The organism is Caenibius sp. WL (assembly GCF_019803445.1).
GTDB lineage: Bacteria > Pseudomonadota > Alphaproteobacteria > Sphingomonadales > Sphingomonadaceae > Caenibius.
On sequence record NZ_CP081844.1, the window covers coordinates 341,292 to 365,104 of the forward strand.

Here is a 23,813-nt window from a genome sequence, read left to right on the forward strand (position 1 = left end):
GGTCAGCCGGCGACATCCGCCAGCGCGGCGATGAATTTCTCGATATTGCCCATGGTGAGCCCGGCCACGTTGATCCGGCCCGAACCCGCCATATAGACGCCGTGCCTTTCACGGATGGCGAGAATCTGATCCTTGTCGAGATTGAGGATCGAGAACAGCCCGTTCTGCGTGGCGATAGCGGTGAGATCGAGGCCGGCCACCCGGTTATCCGCCGCGGCCAGCGCATCGCGCACTTCGCGCATACGGCCGCGCATTTCGTCAAGCTCGGCCAGCCACTGCCGGGTGAGCCCGGCATCTTCCAGCACGATGCGGGCGGCCGCGGCGCCATGATCGGGCGGCTGCGACCAGTTGACGCGGGCCAGAATGTGGCCGTTGGTCAGCACTTTGGCGGTGTCCGCCGCGCTGCGGGTAAGCACATAGAGCGCACCGACGCGTTCGCGGTAGAGGCCGAAGTTCTTGTCGCAGCTGTAGCAGATCAGCGCTTCCGGTACGGCAGCCAGCACCTTGCGCATGCCGGCCGCGTCTTCTTCCATACCCTGACCGAGGCCCTGATAGGCAAGGTCGATGATCGGCAGCAGGCCGGAATCGGCCACCAGTGCGGCGATCTCGTCCCACTGGGCCGGGGTGTAATCGATCCCGGTGGGGTTGTGACAGCAACCGTGCAGCAACAGCGCGTCGCCGTCCTGCGCGTTGGCGATCGCGGTGCGCAGCGCATCCAGATCGGCGGTGCCATCGGCCCTGGCGTGATTGAAGTTCACGCTTTCCATGCCGAGATCGGCAAGGATCTGCGGGTGATTCGGCCAGGTCGGGCCGCCGGTGATGATCCGCTTGATGCCCGCGCGCTTGGCCAGCGCGAAAGCGAGGCGAAGGCCGCCGGTGCCGCCCGGGGCCTGCATCCCGTCGATCCGGCCGTCCATCGTCGGGTTCTGCGCGCCGAAGACATAGGGCATCAGCGCATGGACGAAGCCCATATCGCCTTCGGGGCCGAGGTAAGCCTTGGAATCCTGCTCGGCGACGAGTTTCTGCTCCGCCGCTTTCACCGCCGCGAACACGGGGGTGGCCCCGTCATCGGTGCGATAGACGCCCACGCCCAGGTCGATCTTGTCGGCGCGGGGGTCGGCATCGTAGAGCTTGATCAGCGCGAGAAGCGCATCGGCGGGCTGTTGGTCGAGGCGGTCTAACATGGGCCCGCTCATTGCCTCCACGCCGGGCGGCGATCAACCGGAAAATCGCCGCCGCCGGATCAAATCGTCACAAAACGACGGAAACGGCCCTCGCTCAGAACGGAATCCACTTCTGCGTCTTGCGGAACTTCATGTAGCCCGCGTTCACGCCAAGGCGCAGCCCCGCGCCCACGCGGATGGGAATCAGCACCTTGTCCCCGCTGCGCAGGTAGCTCGCGTTGAACCCGCCCACGGCATAGACCTGCCCTTCCACGGCCGGAAAGCGGCGGTAGATTTCCTCGCTGTCGTAGAGATTGTACACGAGGATGAAGGTGTTGCCGACATTGGCCCCGGCATCGAACCCGATCGAAGGCCCGGTCCAGTACACCGGGCGTTGGCCTTCGACCTTGTGATAGAGCGTGCCCGAACCGTAGCGTACGCCGACGACCAGCGCGCCGCCACCTTCGCGGCCGACGATATAGCCGTTGGGTTCGCCCTGTTTGGCCAGCAGATCCTCGATCAGGCCCGCCAGGCCCTTGGCGCCCTTGCCGAACAGCCCTTCGGCTGCCCCGACCAGATCATCGCGCTTGTAGGTTTCGCCCTGCCCGGTGGTGGCCGCCTGACCGGCGGCCTGCTGCGCATCGGGGGCGGGCGCCACCGGGACATTTTCGGCGGGCATCGGCGTGCCGTTCTGGTCATAGCCGCCCTGCGTGTCGGCGGTCTCGGGGTAGCCGCCCGCCGGATTGGCCGCCGCGGCGGAACCCGGATCGGCAAGATCGCCATCGATCGGCATATCCTGCGCGGCGAGCGGAGCGGTGCCGAGCACCAGCGCAAAGCTCAGGAAAACTCCGGCTGTGCGGCGGCGGAAACTGGTGGCGAAACGTATCATCATGCGATCCCTGCGCCCCGAAACGGGACTTGTCCAATGGTAAAGAAAGAAGCCATGCCGCCTGAAGCGGCAATGAACGCTCGACGAAACGAGTCGCTTTCGGGCCGAAGCGAATCCCCCGATCCGCCGAAATCCGCGGAGCTTGCAAATTGTTGCACAGCCCACTTGCCGGGATCACCCGCCGCCGTTATAGCGCCCGCTCTAACGCCGCTGCGATCCGGAGACGTGGGTGAGTGGCTGAAACCAGCGGTTTGCTAAACCGTCGTGCCCTTAAGGGGGCACCCCGGGTTCGAATCCCGGCGTCTCCGCCACCTTTCCCGACATTTCTGAGGCAATACCCGGCAAGGCCCCGCGCTGTCAGGCGATACGGGATTCGACCATCGCCTTGCGGATTGCCTCAGGGCGTGGCCAGCGCGCCTTGAACGCGACGAATCGGCAACCGGGGCACTGGAACCCAACCCGCGTCCGAAGCCTCAGAGCACATCCCCACCTCGATGCCGTGGATATTGGCCATATCGGCCAGGTGAACGCCGCCGCATGGCCGCCGTTGCCACGCACCACGCCCTTGAGCGCGCCGGGTAATGCCTGAGGTGTAGAGGATATAGAGTGGCCGGGCTGACATCCGGACATGGCTCGCGTCACCGATCCCCGCCGCGAATACGGCCGATATCGGCGCGCAATTCACGCCTGTTTCATCGCAGATCGGTGGCCCAGCGTGTTGCCTTATGCGCCGCGCGGGTCCATGCGAGCGAAGTCGGCGGTCGGAGCCGATGCCACGGAGAGGAATGGAAGAAGCCATGCAGGATTCGATCGAGCACCCAGCCGAAATCGTGCCGGTTCCCGCCGCTGCTCGCGACGGCACAAGCTGTACGCTCGAACAATACGATGCCATGTATCGCCACAGTGTGGAAAACCCCGACGGGTTCTGGGCCGAACAGGCCGCCCGGCTGGACTGGTTCCGCGCGCCGACCCGGATTGCAGAATGGAGCTACGATCCGGTCGACATCAAATGGTTTTCGGATGGCCAGCTCAACATCTGCCACAATGCCCTCGATCGCCATGTCGCGGCGGGCAAAGGCGATGTCACCGCACTGATCTTCGAACCGGACAGCCCCCAGGGCACTGCCCGCAAGCTGACCTATGCCGAACTGCTGGCCGAAACGATCCGCATGGCCAACACGCTCAAGAAAATGGGTGTGCGCAAAGGCGACCGGGTGACGATCTACATGCCGATGATTCCCGAAGGCGCGGTGGCGATGCTCGCCTGCGCCCGGATCGGCGCCATCCATTCGGTGGTGTTCGGCGGCTTCTCTCCCGATGCGATCGCTGGCCGCATCGAAGATTGCCAGAGCGACTGGGTGATCTGCGCCGATGAAGGGTTGCGCGGATCGAAGAAAGTTCCGCTCAAAGCCAATGTCGATGCCGCGCTCGAAAAGGTTTCGGTCAAGGCCGTACTGGTGGTGCGTCACACGGGCGCCGATATCGCGATGACCGCCGGGCGCGATCACTGGTATCACGAACTGAGCGGCGATGTTCCCGCCGAATGCCCGTGCGAAGTGATGAACGCGGAAGATCCGTTGTTCATCCTCTATACTTCGGGCTCCACCGGCAAGCCCAAGGGCGTGCTCCACACCACCGGCGGCTATGCCGTATGGACGGAAAGCACCTTCCGCTACGTGTTCGATTACCGGCCGGGCGAAATCTACTGGTGCACCGCCGATATCGGCTGGGTCACCGGGCATAGCTACATCGTCTATGGCCCGCTGCAGAACGGCGCCACCGCGCTGATGTTCGAAGGCATCCCCAATTTCCCGGATCATGACCGGTTCTGGCAGGTGGTGGACAAGTACAAGGTCAACATCTTCTACACCGCGCCCACCGCGATCCGCGCACTGATGCGCGAAGGCACCGACTACGTCACCCGGCATGACCTTTCCAGCCTGCGCCTGCTCGGCTCGGTGGGCGAACCGATCAACCCCGAAGCCTGGCGCTGGTATCAGGACAATGTCGGCCACGGGAAAATCCCGGTAGTGGACACCTGGTGGCAGACCGAAACCGGCGGAATCATGATCACCACTCTGCCCGGTGCCCATGACATGAAGCCGGGCAGCGCCGGCCGGCCCTTCTTCAGCGTCTGCCCGCAACTGGTGGATGGCGATGGCGGCGTGCTCGCAGACGAGGACACCGGCGGCGCGGCCGAAGGCAATCTGTGCATCGTACGCAGCTGGCCCGGCCAGGCACGGACGATCTACGGCGATCACGATCGCTTCGTGCAAACCTATTTCGCCACTTATCACGGGAAATACTTTACCGGCGACGGCTGCCGCCGTGACGAAGACGGTTATTACTGGATCACCGGGCGGGTGGACGACGTGCTCAACGTTTCCGGCCACCGGATGGGCACGGCGGAAATCGAAAGCGCGCTGGTGCTGCACGATCTCGTCGCCGAAGCCGCCGTGGTCGGCTATCCGCACGACATCAAGGGGCAAGGCATCTACTGCTATGTCACGCTCAATGCCGGAGTCGAACCGACCAAGGATCTGGCGGCAGAACTGCGCCAGCAGGTGCGGACCGAGATCGGCCCGATTGCGGCGCCCGATCATATCCAGTTCACCCCGGCCCTGCCCAAAACACGTTCGGGCAAGATCATGCGGCGTATCCTGCGCAAGATCGCGGAGAACGATTTCGGCAGTCTGGGCGATACGTCGACTCTGGCCGACCCCACGCTGGTCGACGGCTTGATCGAAGGGCGCCTGAATCGCTAATCTGCCTTCCGGCCGGGCGAGTCATGCTTGCCCGGCCGGCACCCTGCGGCCAAGGCACCGCGCAGGAACGGAAAGGCCGGGGGATGAATGAAACGCTGATCCGCGCGTACTATGCCGCCTACAACGCGCTCGACGCGGACGGGCTGGCCCGGTTGCTCGCCCCCGATGTCGAGCTGGTCTCCGCCATGGGCACGCAAACCGGGCGCGACGCATACCTTGCAACCTATCGCTATATGACCGGGATGTTCACGGACGTGATGACGCCCGAACACATCGCCGCGGACGGCGATACGATCACCGTGACCATTCACGACAGCCTCACCGCCAAAGCCGATATCGCCGATTTCATGGGCCAATCGCTCAAGGCCGGGGAAGAACTCGTCCTCCGCCTGCAAGGCCAATACACGCTCCGCGACGGCCTCATCGCCCGTATAGCCATCACGCCCCTCGCCTGAGCAAGCCAATCCTCAGGGACACTGTCTTCCAGACCGCGGCGTGAAGCGTTCAACTCTGCACACGCGCCGTATTCCAACAAACCTGCGCGCTCTTCTACCCGCGAAACGCTATCGCGTAAGCTGAAGCGGTTGTATTCCTCGCTTTCGATCACACAGAAGCTCAATAGCGAAGCATAATCCGATTACGAAAGCCGAGTGACTGCGACAGCTTTGTGCAAGCGCGCGGACATTGTTTGGACACCTGCACGTGCGGCAGGGGGATGCAGCGATGCCCGATACAGGCACTGCGAGCACCTACTCGATGTAAGCAACCGTACGTCGGTGCGGAACGAGCGCTGATGCCGCACATCCTATTCGTGCAGCGCTTACCGCTTCCAAGACAGTAGATTGGAAACGCCGAGGTTTGGAAAGCCACCTGCCCATAACAGGCAGACTGTTAGCACCTGCCATAATCCCAAGCTTCGCGGCCTGGAGGAGTCAGCGCGCATCAAGAAATAGGTCAGCACCGGTCCTCAGGTGAATTGTCCGAGGATCGAAGTGCTGTGACGCGATGTCGCCCTCGACAGGCTGCTACCGATACTTGTCCGGAGCGAACATACAAAAGGGCCGGGAGAATAACTCCCGGCCCCCTTTGTTTGGACCGTCAGGTCAGGATCAGGCTTAGTTGCCGGAGCCCGGACCGTAGGTGATTTCCACCCGGCGGTTCTGGAGTTCGCGAACGCCGTCGGCGGTCGGAACACGCGGGTTGGCTTCACCGAAGGCCTGGCTGCTGATGCGCTCGCCCGGGATGCCCTTCGAGGTCAGGTAGTCGCGCACCGAGGTGTTACGACGAGCCGACAGACCCATGTTGTAGCGCTCCGTGCCCGAACGGTCGGTGTAACCGGCCAGCATGATCGGAACCACATCGCAGTTGCCGTAAGCCGTCACAGCGCTGTCGAGAATGGTTGCTGCTTCAGGGGTGATGTTCGCCTTATCCCAATCGAAGAAGACGATGTACGGACCCTTGTTGCAGACCACCTGCGGCGGCGGGGGCGGCGGGGGCGGCGGCGGGGGCGGCGGCGGCGGAGCAACCGGTTCAGCCGGAGCCGCACCACCGAACAGGTAGCTCAAGGTCAGACCACCGGTGTGTTCGGTGACATTGCTCGAGAACCGGCCCTGGTAGCCGAGGTGCGCGTTGAAGTTCGGGCTGAACTGAGCAGCCAGACCGACTTCGGCAACACCCGCATCCGGGGAGAAGCGTTCGGAGATCACGTCGAAGCTCGTACCAGCCGGGGCATTGAGGAATGCACCCGTGAACTTGGCGCGCTTGTCGCCGAAGTTATGCTGCCAACCCGCACGGATGTAGGGCGAGACGTTGCCCCACTGTGCGGCCAGTTCGAGACCCAGTTCGCTGGCGAAGAATTCGTCGCTGCCACGGACGGAGAGCAGAGCGCCCTGAGCCGAAGCGTCGCCGCTTTCTTCGTTGAACCGCTTCATCTTCGCATGAGCATAGTCAAGCGAGGCATACGGCGTGATGGTGGCGTTTTCGCTCAGCGCGAAACGAACGCCAGCTTCGGCACCAGCAGCCCAGACATTCACGTCCGGATCACCAGTGATGAGGCCGTTGGTCAGGCCCTGCGGAGCGGTGAGGTAGCTGGAACCGAGCGGACGGAAGTCGATCGTACGACGCGAGTCGCCATCGAGATCCGAGTAGCTGACGGCACCCTTCACGTAGAACTTACCCGTGTCGTAGTTACCGTAGATACCGGCTTGCCAGCCCTTCGACTTGATACGATCGCCGAACTTGTCGCCGTATTCGTTCGCCTTGAACTTGTTGTTGTTCTCGATGTAGCCGCCGGCCACACCCAGGACAAAGTTCGGGCTCACAGCGAAGTCGAGACCTGCAGCAATCCAGTACTGCTCAGCCTTGAAGCCCGCTGCTTCGTGGTCGCCATCGGTGCTCACGTGGCCATAGTTGCCCGTGATCCACAGACGCGGACCACCGCTTTCCGAACGGCACAGTTCGTTGGTGATCGAACCCTTACCGCATTCAGCCATATCATAGATCAGGCTGTTGAAGCGCGAACCAGCCATCGTGGCCGAACGCAGGTAACCAGCGTACTGGGTGGCTGCGAGCTGCTCGAGAGCATTGGCATAGTTGGTTGCGTTGTCGATCTTGAACAGGTCCGCCAGAACCTTGGCGTAAGCCGCATTCGTGTTGGACAAGTTCGGGTTGTACGTGCCTTCAATCGCGGTTGCGACCGAAGTTTCGTTACGATCAAGGCCTGCAACGGCGTTGAACTTAACGCGCTTGATAGCAACGTCGATGGTGTCGTAGTCGGATACGTCCTGATCTTCACCGAACAGATCGTCCTGATGCGCAGTCGCCGTGAGGAGCACCGAACGCGTCTGGACAGGAGCCAGCGTGCCGGTGATCGTGTTGGCTACGATAACATCATTCAGAACATACGAGTCTGCATACAGACCGTTGTCGTTCCCGCTGGACGGACGCAGTTCGAGAACGCCACCGGTCAGATCAGCTTCGTTAGCGAAGACCTGCGGATATTCGCCGTATTCGACGTTGGTACCAAGCTGATTACGATAGTTCGGCGCTTCGATGGCGAGAATGCCGCCATTGGTGACGCTGAAGTCGTTGACGTAGACCTTCGACGGGCCGTTGTAGTTCGGCTTACCCGCGAAATTGCCTTCCGGCAGGTCGCGCAGGTAGAGCGTGCCACCCTTGACGATGTTGAGCGTGCCAACACCCGTGGTCGGATCTGCTGCAGCAACCGTATCGCTGTTGACGATACCGTTGAGGTGCGTTTCGCCGTTGGCAACCGTGATCACGTCATCATCGGAGATGTTAACGTTACCATAGATCGAGCCGTACTTGCCCGCTGCACCGTTCAGGTTGATCGCAACCGGCGAGTCAGCGTCAGTCGTATCGATCGCCGTGCCCCACTGGTAGGTCGCACCGCTGTCATTGCTGATACGAGCAGTGATCGAACCAGCGTTGTTGTTAATGACAACCGCACCCGTCGTAGGATCAGCAAGTTCGGTGTCCACATAGATGCCGGTTGCTGATGCGTCACCACCAACGCTGGTAACTGCACTGGCCAGGATCGAACCGCTGTTGGTGATCACGACATCCTTGGTGTCCGATGCGCCAGCCACGTTGATAGCCACCGCACTTGCTTCAGCGTCGCCCTGATCAGCAGCAACTGTATCCGTATCGATCGCGCTTGCAGATACCGAGATCGCGCCGGAATTGACAACGTCCAGAGTACCGTGAACGTGCAGATCCATGCCGGTTGCCGAGGCTTCAGCGTCCCGCGCCGTTGCATTGGCTGCGACCGTGAAGGCGCTGGTATTGTTCACCTCAACGGCAATTGCGTCGTTTTCGCTATTGAAATCGTAACCAAGCGCATTAGCGTCGGCAAAGCTTGTCCCTGCAGCGCCAGAGGCAGCAGCAGTTGCGTCAGCCGTAACAGTGAACGTGCCGTCGTTCTTGAACGAAATCAAGCCGCTTTCCGCATCATTGACCGTCTGCTCGACACCATTAGCATCGGCATCAGCATTGGCATCGGTCACGCCAGTGGCAGCAGCCTTCACTTCGACCGCGAAAGTGCCCGCGTTGGTGAATGCAACGTTGGCAACGCCATTGCCACCAGTTGTGCCAGTAGCGTCAGCGGACTGGCTTACGCCGGTCCCCGTCGCATCAGCATCAGCATCGTCGCCCGTCGCGGTCGCCGTCACCGGCACCGAAAGCTTGGCGCCCTTTGCGTTCACCACCTCAAGCGAAACATTGGCGGCAGTCGCGTTCTGTTCGATCGCATTGTTCACCCCGGCATCAGCGTTAACAACACCAGCTCCGGTTGCCGTCGCCGTGGCGCCGACAGTCAGCGTGTTGTTGTTGACGTAGGAGTGCGAAATGCCGGACAGGCCTGCGGGCAGGCTTGCCAACTCAGGCCCGCCGAAATCTTCGCCGTCGCCCTGCAGGATACCCGTGTTAACATAAGCACTTGCATTTGCGTTGCCAGGATTAACGGCAGCCGGACCAGCGGCAGACACCGACGCCGACGAGGAGGCGTTGGCCGTGCCGGTTGCGGTGATGGCGATCGTACCGTTATTGACGATCGAGGTGGTCCCCACACCATCAGCGGCCTGGACATTCTGCCAGATCGCGTTGTTGACGGACGTATCGGCAGTAGCCTGAAGGCCCTGTGCATCAGCAACACCGGCGATACTGATGGTCGCGCCAGCAGCATTGGTCAGCGCGGCGGAAGCCGTCGGACGATAGGTCACATTGCTGACCGAACCGCTGGTCGAAACGCTGGCCCCACCGTTGGCAGCAGCAAACTGCACGATGCCGTTGGTCAGCTCCGCGTTAGCGATGGCGGTATCGCCCACAGCCTTGGCCGAGGAACCGACATTGAGCGTACCCGTGTTCGAGAGCTTGGCAGCGGCATCGTTGCTGGTCGACTCAGCCTGCTGAACGATGCTGTTTGCGGTACGAGCATTCGCCGTAGCCGTGAACACGCCCTTCGAGGCCGCATAGGCATCAGCAACAACCGCCAGCGTGCCGGCGTTGTCCAGAACGGCAGCAGCATTCTTCGTCGCACGGATATACTGATTAACCGTGCCACCGAACGGCCCGGCGACCGTGGCGTTGGCCGTGGAATTGCCAGCAGCAGCGCCCACAGCCGTACGATCGTTGGAAGCACCCGCCTTTACGGTGAAGCTGCCACCCTTGGGATTGGTGAACGTGACCGTGCCCTGGCCAGTCAACGGCCCGCCGGGGAACAAGCCCGCAATGTACGAAAGCTCGCCGCTGGTGGGCTGACCCGCAATTGCCGTGTTCACGGTGGCCGTAACGGTGTCCGCAACACCGCCATCGGTGCTGGAAGCGATCACACCCGTTTGAATAGTGTCGGCCTTGGCGGTTGCCGGATCGATGTCCGTCAGGGCGTAGGAATCTTCCCACACGCCCGCAACGCCCGCGCCGACGAGAATGACGCCACCGTCGGTTACAGTCGAAGTTGTCGCCGCCTGCGCTGCGACAGCGCCTGCGCCGATTGCCAGCGTCGAAACGCCAACACTCAGCAAATGCTGCACTCTGCGATTCATTCGAATAGCTCCCTCATAAACAGACCCCAAAACGCGGGGACATGTATAACGTTCCTGCCCCCCGTTCGGGAAGCAAAAATTCCGTTCTACGGACGAGGCGAACCGACGCGTTGCACACCTGTTTCGCCCTTCCTGACGCGACGCCATATAGGCTGTGGCAAGTGATGTCCATTTCCAATCGAATGTTTCCGCTGCAAAAAATTGCGGTGTGGATTATGGGCACGGCGCCGATGGCGGTATCGCTCTGGCGGATCGATGTGCCGCATTGGGCATTTTTCCTGCAAATCCTGGGGCTCCGACATACTCATCGCCCGCGGCCGCACAACCGATGGCGCCGGGCCAGCCGCGAATGCAGCACGATTTTACAGAGCTTTTTCGTGCCCCTTTTGCACGGGACAGGGTTGCTTTTGTGCAACAGGTCGGGAGGCAGCACCACTCCTCACCGCCTTTTCGCTCCATTTTCGAAGGAGTTGCACCTCATGGTTTGCGATTCAATCGGCTGTCCGCAATTGCTCGATAGGCATCCCCCTCCCCACATCCGTCATGGACGAATCATGTTGTGCCCCGGCGCAATAAAAAGGGGCCGGAGCGGCTGGCTCCGGCCCATCAGGTTTCGTTCGCAGGAGGAACGTAGGGAGGTGAGACCGGGGGGAGAGTGGGAAAGGGCCCCGGCCCCACCAAGCTTGTGGATCAGTTGTAGGCGCGCTCCCCATGTTCGCCGATGTCGAGCCCTTCGACTTCGACATCGGGCGAGACGCGCAGGCCGGTGACCAGCTTGGCGACAGTGATCGCGATCGCGGTGCCGACCGTCGAGATCACGATCGTGGTGACCACGGTGAAGAGCTGCGTCAGCACCTGCGGGCCGATGGCGAAGTCCGCGCCGCCCGGGCCGCCGAACATCGGCGCAAAGACGACGCCGGTTCCGATGGCGCCGACAATGCCGCCCACGCCGTGGATGCCGAAAGCGTCGAGCGAATCGTCATACCCAAGAGCAGGCTTGAGCTTGGCGACCGCGAAGAAGCAGACCACCGAAGCAATCGAAGCCAGCACGATCGCGCCGAAGGGTCCTGCGTTGCCCGCCGCCGGAGTGACAGCGACCAGGCCGGCGATGATGCCCGAACAGAAGCCCAGGGCCGAGCCCTTGTGGCCCATCAGGCGCTCGGTCAGCATCCAGGCAAGACCGCCTGCCGCCGTGGCGACAAAGGTGTTGACCATGGCGAGCGCGGCCGATCCGTTGGCCTCGAGGGCCGAACCGGCGTTGAAGCCGAACCAGCCCACCCACAGCAGGCCGGTGCCGACCATCGTCAGCGTCAGGCTGTGGGGCGGCATCGGTTCGGTGGGATAGCCACGGCGCTTGCCCAGCATGACCGCCGCGACGAGAGCCGATACGCCCGCATTGATGTGCACCACTGTGCCGCCCGCGAAATCGAGCGCGCCCATAGCGAAGAACACCCCGCGGCCTTCCCACACCATGTGGGCGATCGGGAAATAGACGATCGTCAGCCACACCGGCATGAACACCATCACCGCCGAGAACTTCATCCGTTCGACCACGGCGCCCAGCACCAGAGCCGAGGTGATGGCCGCGAATGTCATCTGGAAAGAGATGAAGACGTATTCCGAAATGACTTCATCGGTGAATGTCGCAGAGGTCGAAGCCGGCGTGACGCCGGCGAGGAAGAACTTGCCCCAGCTGATGAACTGATTGCCTTCGGGCCCGAAAGCCATGCCGTAACCCCAGGTGACCCAGACCAGCATGGCCAGGGCAGCAGTCGCGCCGACCTGAGTCATCGTCGACAGCATGTTTTTGGAGCGCGCCATGCCGCCGTAGAACAGCGCGAGGCCCGGAAGGATCATCAGGAGGACGAGGACGGTGGCCGTCATCATCCAGGCGTTGTTGCCGGGATTGGGCACCGCGGCGGCAGGTGCGGCGGTACCGGCGGCCTCCTGAGCCCAGGCGGAAGTGGCGGCGAAAAGCGACGCGCAGACCGCGCCCGCACCGCCGAGATAGTTGCGGATCATAGAGTTACCCCTCACGAGAACGGCGCCGCTCACAGCGCCATGTCGCCGGTTTCGGCGGTGCGGATACGGGTGGCCGAGATGAGATCGAACACGAAGATCTTGCCGTCTCCGATCGAATCCGTTCCGGCGGATTGCTGGATGGTTTCGACAATCTGCGGCGCAAGCGCGTCGGAGGTGGCGATTTCCAGCTTCACCTTGGGCAGCATGTTGGTCGCGTATTCAGCGCCCCGGTAGATTTCGGTCTGCCCTTTCTGGCGGCCGAACCCCTTGACCTCGGACACGGTCATGCCCGCCACACCGATAACGCCGAGCGCTTCGCGCACCTCGTCGAGCTTGAATGGTTTGATAATGGCAATGATGAATTTCATCCTTGACCCCCGATAGTTGGCCGGAAAACACCGGCAGCAACTATTCCAAGCAAGGACCGTGCCAATTTTACGCTGGCCGAAAAACAAGGAGGAATGCCGGAGCCCGCCGCCGCGCTGGCAGGCCTCCTGTTCATCATGCGAGCATCTGCCTAAAATTTAGGCAGAGAAGTGTCAAAGCCCGAGGCGTGCCCAGACGGGCAGGTGGTCGGACCCGCGCGCCGCCAGCGCACTGTGATGCACGCCATGCCCTTCGCAGCGCCAGTCCGCCGAAACCACGATCCGGTCAAGCTGAGCGACAGGCTGGCGCGCCGGAAAGCTCCGCCCGGGGGCCAGCACCCGCCAGTCGCCATCGAAAGCACGCAAGGCGCCGCCTTTCACCGACCATTCGTTGAAATCGCCCATAAGCACCGTGGGACACCGATCCGCACATTCCCCGATCTGCCCCAGCACCGCCTGCACCTGATGGCGGCGGCGCAGCCCAGAAAGATCGAGATGCATTCCCACCACCCGCATGCGCTTGTTGCCCACGCCGAGATCGACGCGCACGGCCCCGCGCGGTTCCAGCGTCGGCAGCGCGAGCGGCTGCGCGTCGAGAATGTCGATCCCCCGCCGTACGAGCAGCGCATTGCCATGCCAGCCGATGCTGAGCGGGCGCAGCGCGACCGGGGCGATCTGCCAGTGGTGTTCTTCGAGCAATTGCCGGGGCAGCGTGGTCGGACGCTGGCCGAAACGCCGGTCCGCCTCCTGCAGCGCCACCACATCGGCGCCGATCTCGTTCAGAATGGCGAGAATGCGTTCGGGATCGCGGCGGCGATCAAGTCCGATGGATTTGCGGATGTTGTAGCTGGCGAAAGTCAGTTCCACGGTGAAGAAGTAGGTTCAGCCGGGGACGCCTTCAACGTTCCTTCGTCGCGTTGAAGGCAATATCCGGATTTTTTTCCTGCTGATAACCGACATCCCAGGCCGAACGGGCAAGGAACACCGGATCGCCATCGCGATCCCTGGCCAGATTGGCGCGATTGAACTGGGCAAAGCCTTCAATCGCCTTTTCATCGCCTTTGAGCCAGCGCGCGGTATCGAAAGGCGCCGCTTCCAGCACCGCTTCGACCTTGTATTCCGCCTCCAGCCGCGAGACGAGCACATCGAGCTGAAGCTGGCCGACCACGCCGACGATCCATTGCCCGCCCAGTTCCGGATAGAACACCTGGATCACCCCTTCCTCGGACAGGTCATCCAGCGCCTTGCGCAATTGCTTGGTCTTGGTCGGGTCTTTCAGCACCACGCGGCGCAGGATTTCCGGTGCGAAATTGGGCAGACCGGTGAAGCGGACGGTGTTCTTCTCGCTCAGCGTATCCCCCACCCGCAGAGTGCCATGGTTGGGAATGCCGATGATATCGCCCGCTTCCGCCGTGTCGGCAATTTCGCGGTCCTGCGCGAAAAACAGGATCGGCGAATGGACGGCGATCGGTTTGCCCAGCCCCGAAGGCGTCAGCTTCATGCCGCGCTTGAAAGTGCCGGACACCATCCGCATGAACGCGATCCGATCGCGGTGCTGCGGATCCATATTGGCCTGCACTTTGAAGATGAAGCCGGTCACCTCGTTGCGATCGGGTGCGATTGCGCCTGCCTCGCTCGGCTGTGGGCGCGGGGGCGGAGCGAAGCGGGCAATCGCGTCGATCAATTCGGTGACGCCGAAATTCTTGAGCGCCGATCCGAAAAACACCGGCGTCAGATCGCCATGGCGATAGGCTTCGAGATCGAATTCGGGATAGCCTGCTCGCGCCAGCTCCGCTTCTTCTGCGATATCCTCGGGCAGCACCGGCGCTTCGTCACGCCGGCCGAGGAATTCCTTGCTGTCGCCCTCGGGGCGGCTGACCGCGCCGCTGGCGAAATCGAGAATGCCTTCGAACAGACCGCCCATACCCACCGGCCAACTCTGCGGCGAAACGTCGAGCGCCAGCGCATCGGCCACTTCGTCCAGCGTCTCGAATGGGCTACGCCCTTCGCGGTCGACCTTGTTGACGAAGGTGATGATCGGCACCGAACGCAAGCGGCAAACTTCGAACAGCTTGCGCGTCTGCGGCTCGATCCCCTTGGCCGCGTCGATCACCATGATCGCCGAATCGACGGCGGTGAGCGTGCGATAAGTATCTTCGGAAAAATCCTCGTGCCCCGGCGTGTCGAGCAGATTGAACGTCACCCCGCCCCGTTCGAACGTCATCACCGAACTGGTGACGGAAATGCCGCGTTGCTGTTCGATCTTCATCCAGTCCGACCGCGCCCGCCGCGCCTGTCCGCGCGCTTTGACCTCGCCCGCGAGGTGGATCGCCCCGCCCTGCAACAGCAACTTTTCGGTCAGCGTGGTCTTGCCCGCGTCGGGGTGCGAGATGATCGCGAACGTGCGGCGGTTGGAAATCGGGGCATTGCTCATGGCGCGCGCGGTTAGCGGCGATAGCGCCGCGCGTCCATCACCATCGACATCTGGCGGCAGGATCGGAAGCGGCAAAGGCCGCTCCCCACCCGGTCACCCGCGAAGCTCGGCACCCTGCTTGGCAGCGGCGGCAACCACTTTGTCGGCAATCGCTTTCAGTTCTTCGTCGACATAGCTTTTCGCGCCGGGCTGCAGCGTGACTTCGATGGCGAGCGATTTCTTGCCTTCGGGCACACCTGCCCCACGGAAATCGTCGAACACACGCGCGTCTACGATATTCGCCTTGTCCGCGCCTTTCACGCTGCGCAGCAGATCGCCCGCCGGAAGCGCGGCATCGACGAGAAACGCGAAATCGCGCGTCACGGCCTGCAACGCGGGCGGCGCATAAGCGGTACGGGCAAAGCCGCCCTTCCTGGCCGGGATCGCATCGAGGTGAATGCCAGCCGCAACCACCGGAACATCGATATCGAACGCGGCGAGCGTGCGCGGGTGAAGCATGCCGAAGCTGGCGATCCGGTTCTTGGGGCCGAGGCGCAATGTTGCCGACTGACCGGGGTGGTAGAATTCGCCCGCCTCGCCCATCACCATCAGATTGTCGACCGGCGCACCGGCTTCGCGCAGCAGATCGAGACAGATCGCCTTGGCGTCGAACGCATCGAAATTGCGCCCTTTGCCCGTCGCCCAACCGCGCGGCTCACGCTCGCCCGCCAGAACGAGGACGAGCGAGGGATGCTCCCCATCCTCTAGGTAACGCCGGCCAATCTCGAACAGGCGCACCGAAGTCGCGCCGCGATCGAGATTGCGGCGCACGGCGGAAAGCATACCCGGGAGCAGCGAAGGCCGCATGACTTTGAGATCTTCGCTGATCGGGTTTTCCAGCACCCAGCGCCCACCGCCGACGGCATCCGCTTCCCGTTCCGAAATGAATGACCAGGTGATCGCCTCGTTCAGCCCGCGCGCAGCGGCCGCGCGGCGCAGCCGGCGTTCGAGCTTCTGTGCCGGGGTTGCGGTCGGCTGCGCCACGCCATCGGCGCGCGGCAGGGCGACGCTGGCGATATTGTCCAGCCCATGGATACGGACGACTTCCTCGACAATGTCGGGCGCGCCATCGATATCGGGGCGCCATGTCGGCACCGCAACTTGCCACGCGTCATCCGCCATGAAGCCGAGCGCGGCGAGAATCCGCTTCTGCTCGTGGGCCGGGATGGCCACGCCGCCCAGTGTCTCCGCCAGCGCGGGATCGTAAGCGACGGTCTTCGCGGCGAGCGGAAGCTGGCCCGCACGCGCCGCTGCCGATGCTTCGCCGCCGCAGATTTCGAGCACCAGTCCGGTCAGCAGATCGAGCGCAGGATCCATGAATGCCGGATCGACTCCGCGTTCAAACCGGCTGCGCGAATCGCTGGTCAGCCCCAGCTTGCGCCCCGTCGCGCCGATCCGTTCGGGATCGAAATAGGCGATTTCGAGCAGGACATCGCGCGTCTCTTCCGAACAGCCGGAGCCTTCGCCGCCCATGATCCCGCCAATGCCCAGTGCGCGGGTATCGTCCGCAATTACCGTCATCCCGGTATCGAGCGTGTATGTCTTCTCGTTGAGCGCCAGCAGTTCCTCGCCATCGCTCGCGCGGCGCGCCACCACGGCGCCGTGCAGCCTGGCAAGGTCATAGGCATGGGCCGGGCGGCCGAACGCCAGCATCACATAGTTGGTGATGTCGACCAGCGCCGAAATCGGCCGCTGGCCCGCCGCACGCAGGGCATCCTGCATCCATTCGGGCGAAGCGCCGTTGGTAACGCCGCGCACCACCCGGCCATGGAACGCCGGGCACCCTTCGGCATCGTCAGTGCGGATTTCCACCGGGCAAGGGAAGCTGCCCGCGACCGGAGCGATCGCCAACGGCTTCAACGTGCCGAGGCCCGCCGCCGCCAGATCACGCGCGATCCCGTACACGCCCATGCAATCGGGGCGGTTGGGGGTGATCGCCACGTCGAATACCGGCGCGGTGCCGAAATAGTCCGCCACCGGCGTACCGACGGGCGCATCTTCCGGCAGTTCGATGATCCCTTCGTGATCATCGCCCAGTTCCAGTTCGCGGGTGGAACACATCATGCCATTGGATTCGACGCCGCGAATGGCCGACTTGCGCAATTGCAGCCCGTTGGCCGGAACCACCGCGCCCGCCGTGCCGAGCACGCCGACCAGCCCCGCGCGGGCATTGGCCGCCCCGCAAACGACCTGCAACGGATCGCCTTCACCCGTATCGACAGTGAGCACCTGCAGCTTGTCCGCATCCGGATGGGGCCGGGCGGTCAGCACTTTGGCCACGCGGAAACCGGCGAGCTTCTCGGCCGGATTCTCGATCCCTTCCACTTCGATGCCGATGGCATTGAGCTTGGCCGAAATTGCCGCCGCATCGGCATCGGTATCGAGATACTGCTTGAGCCAGGTCAGCGAGAATTTCATGCGCGTGCTCCCACCCCGCCCGAAAGGGTCGGCTGATCGAAAGCGGAAAAGCCGTAATGCTTGAGCCAGCGAACATCGCCATCGAAGAAAGCGCGCAAATCGTCCATCCCGTATTTCAGCATGGCAAGGCGGTCGACGCCCACGCCGAAGGCAAAGCCCTGCCATTCATCGGGATCGAGCCCCGACATCGCGATCACCCGGCGGTTGACCATGCCGGAGCCGAGCAGTTCCATCCACCCGTGGCCCGGCGCATCGCCGCTGCCGCCCAGCACGCGGCGCGCCTTGCCATCCGGCCCGGTTTCAACCGCGAAGCCGACATCGACTTCCACCGAAGGTTCGGTGAACGGGAAGTAGGACGGGCGCAGGCGCAGCACGATATCGTCCCGCTCGAAGAACGCCTTGAGGAAAGTTTCCAGCGTCCATTTCAGATGGCCGAGGTGAATGCCCTTGTCGATCACCAGCCCTTCCACCTGATGGAACATCGGCGTGTGGGTGGCGTCGCTGTCGCTGCGATAGACGCGGCCCGGGGCGATGATGCGGATCGGCGCGCCGCCGCCATGCTTTTCGGCAACGGCTTTCATGCTGCGCACCTGCACCGGGCTGGTGTGCGTGCGCAGCAGCATCCGGCCGCCGTTCGGGCCTTCGTCGGGGAAATAGAACGTATCATGCATCGCCCGCGCCGGATGGCTTTCCGGCATGTTGAGCGCGGTGAAATTGTGCCAGTCGTCCTCGATCTCCGGCCCGGTGGCGACGGCAAAGCCCATATCGGCGAAGATTTCGGCAAGCTCGTCCATAACCTGCGAGACCGGGTGGACAGATCCGATGGGCGCCTCTGGCGCGGGCAGCGTCAGATCGAGCGTCTCGCTCGCCAGCTTGGCTTCGAGCACCGCCGATTCCAGCGCCGTCTTGCGTTCGGTCAGCGCGGTCTGCACGCTTTCGCGCAAGGCGTGGATTTTCGGCCCTTCGTTCTGGCGTTCTTCGGGCGACATCTTGCCGAGCGTCTTGAGCAGGGCCGAAATGCTGCCCTGCTTGCCCAGGAATTCAACCCGCAGGCTTTCCAGCGCGGCTGCATCCCCGGCCGCGGCGATACGTTGCAACGCTTCGCTGCCCATCGTCTCGATCGTCACCTTCTACTCCTCAGCGGATTGGTTGCCATGGCGGCCTGCTCCCTAGGGCCTGCACGGCAAATCCGCAACGGGAGCCGTGGTGGCCGGTGCGCCTATTTGGTGGGACGGTCCAGCGTTTGCGCGGGCGACCCCCAGATCCGCACCCGTTCGGGCATGAACGCGGTCAAAATCGGGTGATCGAGCCCAGCGTATTCGCGTGGGCTCATATGCATGAATGCGCGGAAATCGCGGACGAAATGCGCCTGATCGTGGTAGTGATGATCGATCACGTCCGACCAGTTCCCGCTCTTGCGCAGCATGAAAGCCGCCAGGCTGCGCATCACCCGCTGGCGACGCAACAACAGCTTGGGCGCGAAACCGAAAGCGCGGCGGCATAGCCGTTCGAGCGTGCGGGCATTCAGACCGGACCGTTCCGCCAGTTCGGCAACGCTGCGCAGCGTCGGATCGACCAGCGCGGCGTGAACGGCAGTGATCCGATCCTCATCGGCATGGGGGCGGTTGAGCGCGAGGAAGCAATCGATGATCCGGCGGTATTCGCGTTCATCGTCGCCCTCTCCATCGAACAGGCTACCGGGCAGATGCGCGAAACTGGTGTAGGCGGGATGCTTTTCACCATCGACCAGCGCATTGGCGAGATCCACCGCGGGCACGCAGATGAATTTCACCCAGCCCAGCGGAAACAGGCCCACGCCCCACATGCGCGTTGTCCCCAGACGGAATTCGGTGGGGCGAACGCTGGGGCCGGTGGCGGTAAAGCGGGCGCCGGTCACCCGATCGCCATCGATCATCCGCGCATCGGGCGTGTCGCCGGAAAAAAACCGCAGATTGGCCCATTCGGGCTGGAGATAATCGCGCACCCGCCCGCCACCGTGCATGGTGAAGGTCGCGCGATAGAAAGTCGAAAAGCAGCCTTGCAGCTCCGGCGGCGGAGGAAAGAACCGCACATCGATATCGCATTGCCCGGTCATGCCGCAAACATCAGCCCCACAAACCCTGTTGTTCCGCGACCTCCACTCACGGAAATGCCAGACTAGCGCGTTATGGCACCACGGAAAAGGGAAAGGGCGCACGCAGCCATGCCGCGCGCGCCCTTTCCGTTATCTTGCCCGAAGGCGCCGGTTAGGCCGGCAGAGCCTTCTTCGCCTGAGCGATGATCGCAGCGAAAGCCGTGCCTTCGTTCATGGCGAGATCGGCCATCACCTTGCGGTCCAGTTCGATCCCGGCCAGCTTGGTGCCATGGATGAACTGCGAATAGGTCAGGCCTTCGGCGCGGACAGCCGCGTTGATGCGCTGGATCCACAGGGCGCGGAAATTCCGCTTCTTAACCTTGCGGTCGCGATAGGCGTACTGGCCGGCCTTTTCGACGGCCTGGCGGGCAACGCGAATCGTGTTCTTGCGGCGGCCGCGATAACCCTTGGCCTGATCCAGAAGCCGCTTGTGCTTGGTGCGGGTGGTTACACCACGTTTGATGCGGGGCATTGGCTAGTACTCCTGTCTCAGTTGAGCCCGTAGGGCGCCCACTTCTTGATCACCCGCGCATCAGCGTCGGAGATCACGTCGGTGCCGCGGTTCTGGCGGATATACTTGCCGTTATGGCTGATCAGGCGGTGGCGCTTGCCGGCCACGCCGTGCTTCACCTTGCCGGTGGCGGTGATCTTGAAGCGCTTCTTCACACCGCTCTTGGTCTTGAGCTTGGGCATTTTCGTCTCCTTGGTCAGGGACACGTCCGACCAGCCCTGGCAGCCCTTTCAGCCAGGCGGGCCCATGAAATACGTGTCTATGAAGGGCGCGCCCATAAAGCCGGATCGCGGCAAAGGCAAGCGTGCATATGCCCGCCGGGGGCCGCAACGCGGAAAGAATCGCGCTTCAGACCGCCTGGCCCTGGGCGCGCGCATAGGCGGCCGACAGTTGCCGGTAATAGCGCGAATTGAACGCGATCGCGGTCGCCACCACCCCGAACACGCCCGAAATCGTGAAGACGATGGCGATCCCGCGCTCTGGCCCGGTGCCGTACCAGTCGCCAATGGCTTCAGCCCCAGCGCCGGTCGTCATCAGCGGGATGAAGACCAGTTGCGTCAGCGGGCCGATCAGGAAAGCGACCAGCGGCGAGGCCGCCTGTTCCACCGACTGCGCGAAGCCGAACACCCGCCCTTGCCGTTCGTAGGGGACGACCTGCTGCAACGCGGTCTGCTCCGCCGCTTCCGCGTAAGGGCCGAGGAACAGCCAGATGAAGCACCCCGCGGCCAGCAGGGGAATCGACGACTGGATCGTGAACACCGCGCTGACCGACCAGATCACCAGATTGACGAGCATCAGCGTCTTGAGCGGATTGCGGCCCAGCCCGGTCCGGGCGATCACCATGCCGCTGAGAATGAACGCACAGGACACCACCGCCCAGAGCAGGCCCCATTCCTCCACCCGCATCAGCGACAGCCCATAGGCATCCATCAGCGCCATGAACACGCCGCCGAGGAAATTGTTGAAGGCGGAAAACAGGATCAGGGCGAACAGGCCGGGAATCGCCCCGATGACCCGCACGGTGCCCGCGATGTCGATCTTCCTATGTTCGCCCTCTTCCTGCTCGGCGCGGGGTTCTTCCAGCGGCGTCAGCGCCAGATGCAGGCAGGCGGCCAGTGTCAGCGCCAGAGCGAAAGCCAATGTCGCCACCATCCCGCCCCATGCGATCAGAAAGCCGCTGATCGCGGAAGTCAGCAGGAACCCGATCCCCGTCACCATGCCGACCAGCCCGTTGGCGCGGTCGCGCCGCTCCGGCGGAATCAGTGCGGTAACGAGAGTCGGCAGAGCGATGTTGCGGATGTTGCCGGCGATCACGCCCAGCATCGTTATCAGCACGAACAGCCACAGCGCGGGCGATGCCGCGGACGTGCGGCTGCCTTCCGGCATGATGCCGTAGAAGCCGAGCGCGGCGGCATAGAGCAGGAATGAGGCCAGGCTCGACACCATCATCATCGTCTTCTTGCGGTGATGATCGACCAGACTGCCGAACCAGATCGCAAAAGCCGCCGTCAGCACCAGATAAATGCCCGCGATCATCCCCGTGGCGAGAACCGATTGGGTCTCCAGAAAAATCCAGAACGTCACCGCGAACCACACCGTGAAATTCACGATGTTGGCCAGCAGCGTGTTCGCCAGACAATGGAGGAACGGGGTACTCATCGCGCTACGTCAAAGGCTTTCACGCGTTCGGCTTCGCCATCGCGAAACCTTCCCCCGGAATGCGGAACGAGCCTATCGCGCCCTGCCCCGATTGGCAAACCGGCGGTTCGGCCGGTCAATGATGATGGCAGGCCAGCGCTTCGACCACATCGTCGAGCCGGGCCGGATCGCCGATCGCCAGAACATGACCATCGGAACCGGCATGAAGCGGATCGCCGTTCCAGTCGCACATCACCCCGCCCGCGCCTTCAACCACGGGCACCAGCGCCGCGAAATCGTGCAGTTTCAGCCCCGCTTCGCAAACGATGTCGAGCTGGCCCGTCGCCAGTGTGGCGTAATTGTAGCAGTCCCCGCCCATCACCATCCGGCGGTGATCGGTCTTCGCCGCCAGCGCCATGAAATGATCGCCGTCGTGATCGTCGAAATAGTGCGGCCCGGTGGTGCCAATCGTTGCCGCGGAAAGATCGGGACACACGCGGGTGCGCGCCGGCCTGCCGTTCAGCGTGGTCGGTTGCCCGGCCATGCCCAGCCAGCGTTCTTCGGTGATCGCCTGGTCGATCACACCCAACACCGGAAACCCATCGATCATCAGCGCGATCAGCGTGCCGAAAATCGGCCGCCCGGCGAGGAAAGCCGCCGTCCCATCGATCGGATCGAGCACCCATTGGCGGCCGGACGTGCCTTCGCTGATGCCGATTTCCTCGCCAACGATTCCGTCAGCGGGCATTTCGGCGGCGAGAATCCGGCGCATCGCCTCTTCCGCCTCACGGTCGGCCAGCGTCACCGGGGAGGCATCGTCCTTCCGCTCGATGGCGACGGAACCCCGGAAGTACGGGCGGATCGCCGCGCGCGCCGCATCGGCCAGGCGGTGGGCCAGCGCGATTTCGGCGTCGAGTTTCACCGCCCGGCCCGATCAGTCGAACAGGCTGGAAACGGAGCTTTCGTCCGCGATCCGGCGAATCGCCTCGCCGATCAGCGGCGCGATGGAAAGGATGCGGATACGGTCGGAATCCTTGGTCGGATCGGTGCCGAGAATCGTGTCGGTGATGACCAGTTCCTTGAGTACGGAATTGTTCACCTTCTGCACCGCCGCGCCCGACAGCACCCCGTGGGTGATGTAGGCCACCACACTGGATGCCCCGGCATCGAGCAGCGCCTGCGCTGCGTTGCACAGCGTGCCACCCGAATCGACGATATCGTCGATCAAGATGCAGTGGCGGCCCTGCACTTCGCCGATGATGTTCATCACTTCGGACTGGCCGGGCTTGTCGCGGCGCTTGTCGACGATGGCGAGCGGCGCGTTGTCGAGCCGCTTGGCCAGCGCGCGGGCGCGGACCACGCCGCCGACGTCGGGCGACACCACCATCAGCGCCTGATCGCCGTAGCGCGCCTGGATATCGGCGGCCATCGCGGGGGCGGCATAGAGGTTGTCTGTCGGGATATCGAAGAAGCCCTGAATCTGCCCGGCGTGCAGATCGACCGAAAGCACGCGATCGGCGCCCGCTTCGGTGATCAGATTGGCCACCAGTTTGGCCGAGATCGGCGTGCGCGGGCCGGGCTTGCGGTCCTGCCGGGCATAGCCGAAATAGGGGACCACGGCGGTGATCCGCTTGGCCGAAGCACGCTTGAGCGCATCGATGCAGATCAGCAGTTCCATAAGGTGATCGTTGGCCGGGAAGCTGGTCGACTGGACCAGAAAGACATCTTCGCCGCGCACGTTTTCATGGATTTCAACGAAGATCTCCTCGTCGGCGAAGCGCCGCACCGAAGCATCGGTCAGCGGCATTTCGAGATAGCCAGCGATGGCCCGGGCCAGAGGCAGGTTGGAATTGCCGGCCATGATCTTCATTGCA

17 protein-coding genes and 1 tRNA gene are annotated in these 23,813 nt (G+C 63.2%); 3 read left to right on the forward strand and 15 right to left on the reverse strand.

The features are described from left to right. Nucleotides 1–2: 2 nt before the first annotated feature. Together K5X80_RS01705 and K5X80_RS01710 are read right to left on the reverse strand one after the other, a co-directional pair. Nucleotides 3–1,184 (reverse strand): amino acid aminotransferase, encoded by a 1,182-nt coding sequence (locus K5X80_RS01705; protein ID WP_222559145.1) that lies wholly within the window; start codon nucleotides 1,182–1,184, stop codon nucleotides 3–5. A gap of 94 nt (nucleotides 1,185–1,278) precedes the next feature. Beyond that, on the reverse strand, nucleotides 1,279–2,052 hold the full coding sequence (locus K5X80_RS01710; protein ID WP_502778651.1) for a DUF1134 domain-containing protein: 774 nt from the start codon (nucleotides 2,050–2,052) through the stop codon (nucleotides 1,279–1,281). Between the two features lie 219 nt (nucleotides 2,053–2,271). Here K5X80_RS01710 and K5X80_RS01715 point away from each other — a divergent pair. The 3 genes from K5X80_RS01715 to K5X80_RS01725 all read left to right on the forward strand — a co-directional run bounded on the left by K5X80_RS01715 (nucleotide 2,272) and on the right by K5X80_RS01725 (nucleotide 5,272). After that, nucleotides 2,272–2,363 (forward strand) — tRNA-Ser (locus K5X80_RS01715). Between the two features lie 474 nt (nucleotides 2,364–2,837). After that, complete coding sequence (gene acs / locus K5X80_RS01720; protein ID WP_283249208.1) at nucleotides 2,838–4,817, forward strand: acetate--CoA ligase; 1,980 nt, start codon at nucleotides 2,838–2,840, stop codon at nucleotides 4,815–4,817. 83 nt (nucleotides 4,818–4,900) lie between these two features. Next, nucleotides 4,901–5,272, forward strand: coding sequence for a nuclear transport factor 2 family protein (locus tag K5X80_RS01725; RefSeq protein ID WP_222559147.1), 372 nt, complete (start codon nucleotides 4,901–4,903; stop codon nucleotides 5,270–5,272). Nucleotides 5,273–5,932: 660 nt separating this feature from the next. On the opposite strand, the gene K5X80_RS17250 is transcribed toward K5X80_RS01725, so the two are convergent. The 13 genes from K5X80_RS17250 to K5X80_RS01790 form a co-directional block, all read right to left on the reverse strand. Next, nucleotides 5,933–10,525 carry an autotransporter domain-containing protein gene (locus K5X80_RS17250; RefSeq protein WP_349306070.1) on the reverse strand — a complete coding sequence of 1,531 codons (4,593 nt, stop codon included), beginning with the start codon at nucleotides 10,523–10,525 and terminating at the stop codon, nucleotides 5,933–5,935. 543 nt (nucleotides 10,526–11,068) lie between these two features. Further along, nucleotides 11,069–12,400, reverse strand: a complete 1,332-nt coding sequence (locus K5X80_RS01735) for an ammonium transporter (RefSeq protein ID WP_222559149.1) — start codon at nucleotides 12,398–12,400, stop codon at nucleotides 11,069–11,071. Nucleotides 12,401–12,429: 29 nt separating this feature from the next. After that, nucleotides 12,430–12,768 carry a P-II family nitrogen regulator gene (locus K5X80_RS01740; RefSeq protein WP_222559150.1) on the reverse strand — a complete coding sequence of 113 codons (339 nt, stop codon included), beginning with the start codon at nucleotides 12,766–12,768 and terminating at the stop codon, nucleotides 12,430–12,432. A 171-nt stretch (nucleotides 12,769–12,939) separates the two neighbouring features. Next, nucleotides 12,940–13,632 (reverse strand): endonuclease/exonuclease/phosphatase family protein, encoded by a 693-nt coding sequence (locus K5X80_RS01745; RefSeq protein WP_261390587.1) that lies wholly within the window; start codon nucleotides 13,630–13,632, stop codon nucleotides 12,940–12,942. A gap of 31 nt (nucleotides 13,633–13,663) precedes the next feature. Beyond that, complete coding sequence (locus K5X80_RS01750) at nucleotides 13,664–15,199, reverse strand: peptide chain release factor 3 (RefSeq protein WP_222559151.1); 1,536 nt, start codon at nucleotides 15,197–15,199, stop codon at nucleotides 13,664–13,666. A gap of 93 nt (nucleotides 15,200–15,292) precedes the next feature. After that, the gene (gene pheT, locus K5X80_RS01755; protein WP_222559152.1) at nucleotides 15,293–17,656 is read right to left on the reverse strand and encodes a phenylalanine--tRNA ligase subunit beta; all 2,364 of its coding nucleotides are present in this window, start codon (nucleotides 17,654–17,656) and stop codon (nucleotides 15,293–15,295) included. Then, nucleotides 17,653–18,768 carry a phenylalanine--tRNA ligase subunit alpha gene (gene pheS, locus K5X80_RS01760; protein ID WP_222560341.1) on the reverse strand — a complete coding sequence of 372 codons (1,116 nt, stop codon included), beginning with the start codon at nucleotides 18,766–18,768 and terminating at the stop codon, nucleotides 17,653–17,655. The genes pheT and pheS overlap by 4 nt, the downstream gene beginning before the upstream one ends. Nucleotides 18,769–18,875: 107 nt before the next feature. Next, nucleotides 18,876–19,751, reverse strand: a complete 876-nt coding sequence (locus tag K5X80_RS01765) for a helix-turn-helix domain-containing protein (RefSeq protein ID WP_222559153.1) — start codon at nucleotides 19,749–19,751, stop codon at nucleotides 18,876–18,878. A 151-nt stretch (nucleotides 19,752–19,902) separates the two neighbouring features. Then, nucleotides 19,903–20,262: a 50S ribosomal protein L20 gene (gene rplT / locus K5X80_RS01770; RefSeq protein ID WP_222559154.1), complete on the reverse strand. Its 360-nt coding sequence runs from the start codon at nucleotides 20,260–20,262 to the stop codon at nucleotides 19,903–19,905. Nucleotides 20,263–20,279: 17 nt separating this feature from the next. After that, a complete protein-coding gene (gene rpmI, locus K5X80_RS01775; RefSeq protein WP_021689946.1) occupies nucleotides 20,280–20,483 on the reverse strand; it encodes a 50S ribosomal protein L35 in 204 nt (67 codons plus the stop codon). 166 nt (nucleotides 20,484–20,649) lie between these two features. Next, on the reverse strand, nucleotides 20,650–21,960 hold the full coding sequence (locus tag K5X80_RS01780; RefSeq protein WP_222559155.1) for an MFS transporter: 1,311 nt from the start codon (nucleotides 21,958–21,960) through the stop codon (nucleotides 20,650–20,652). Nucleotides 21,961–22,075: 115 nt separating this feature from the next. Then, nucleotides 22,076–22,861: an inositol monophosphatase family protein gene (locus K5X80_RS01785; protein WP_222559156.1), complete on the reverse strand. Its 786-nt coding sequence runs from the start codon at nucleotides 22,859–22,861 to the stop codon at nucleotides 22,076–22,078. 12 nt (nucleotides 22,862–22,873) lie between these two features. Further along, nucleotides 22,874–23,809, reverse strand: coding sequence for a ribose-phosphate pyrophosphokinase (locus tag K5X80_RS01790; protein ID WP_222559157.1), 936 nt, complete (start codon nucleotides 23,807–23,809; stop codon nucleotides 22,874–22,876). Nucleotides 23,810–23,813: the final 4 nt, after the last annotated feature.

Bases quoted from the DNA above. Each gene is read 5' to 3' on its own strand.
- K5X80_RS01750 (WP_222559151.1), bottom strand. From the start codon at position 15,199: ATGAGCAATGCCCCGATTTCCAACCGCCGCACGTTCGCGATCATCTCG.
- K5X80_RS01790 (WP_222559157.1), bottom strand. From the start codon at position 23,809: ATGAAGATCATGGCCGGCAATTCCAACCTGCCTCTGGCCCGGGCCATC.
- acs (WP_283249208.1), top strand. From the start codon at position 2,838: ATGGAAGAAGCCATGCAGGATTCGATCGAGCACCCAGCCGAAATCGTG.
- K5X80_RS01780 (WP_222559155.1), bottom strand. From the start codon at position 21,960: ATGAGTACCCCGTTCCTCCATTGTCTGGCGAACACGCTGCTGGCCAAC.
- K5X80_RS01710 (WP_502778651.1), bottom strand. From the start codon at position 2,052: ATGATACGTTTCGCCACCAGTTTCCGCCGCCGCACAGCCGGAGTTTTC.
- pheS (WP_222560341.1), bottom strand. From the start codon at position 18,768: ATGGGCAGCGAAGCGTTGCAACGTATCGCCGCGGCCGGGGATGCAGCC.
- K5X80_RS01765 (WP_222559153.1), bottom strand. From the start codon at position 19,751: ATGACCGGGCAATGCGATATCGATGTGCGGTTCTTTCCTCCGCCGCCG.
- rpmI (WP_021689946.1), bottom strand. From the start codon at position 20,483: ATGCCCAAGCTCAAGACCAAGAGCGGTGTGAAGAAGCGCTTCAAGATC.
- K5X80_RS01725 (WP_222559147.1), top strand. From the start codon at position 4,901: ATGAATGAAACGCTGATCCGCGCGTACTATGCCGCCTACAACGCGCTC.
- K5X80_RS17250 (WP_349306070.1), bottom strand. From the start codon at position 10,525: ATGGCGTCGCGTCAGGAAGGGCGAAACAGGTGTGCAACGCGTCGGTTC.
- rplT (WP_222559154.1), bottom strand. From the start codon at position 20,262: ATGCCCCGCATCAAACGTGGTGTAACCACCCGCACCAAGCACAAGCGG.
- K5X80_RS01705 (WP_222559145.1), bottom strand. From the start codon at position 1,184: ATGTTAGACCGCCTCGACCAACAGCCCGCCGATGCGCTTCTCGCGCTG.
- K5X80_RS01735 (WP_222559149.1), bottom strand. From the start codon at position 12,400: ATGATCCGCAACTATCTCGGCGGTGCGGGCGCGGTCTGCGCGTCGCTT.
- K5X80_RS01740 (WP_222559150.1), bottom strand. From the start codon at position 12,768: ATGAAATTCATCATTGCCATTATCAAACCATTCAAGCTCGACGAGGTG.
- pheT (WP_222559152.1), bottom strand. From the start codon at position 17,656: ATGAAATTCTCGCTGACCTGGCTCAAGCAGTATCTCGATACCGATGCC.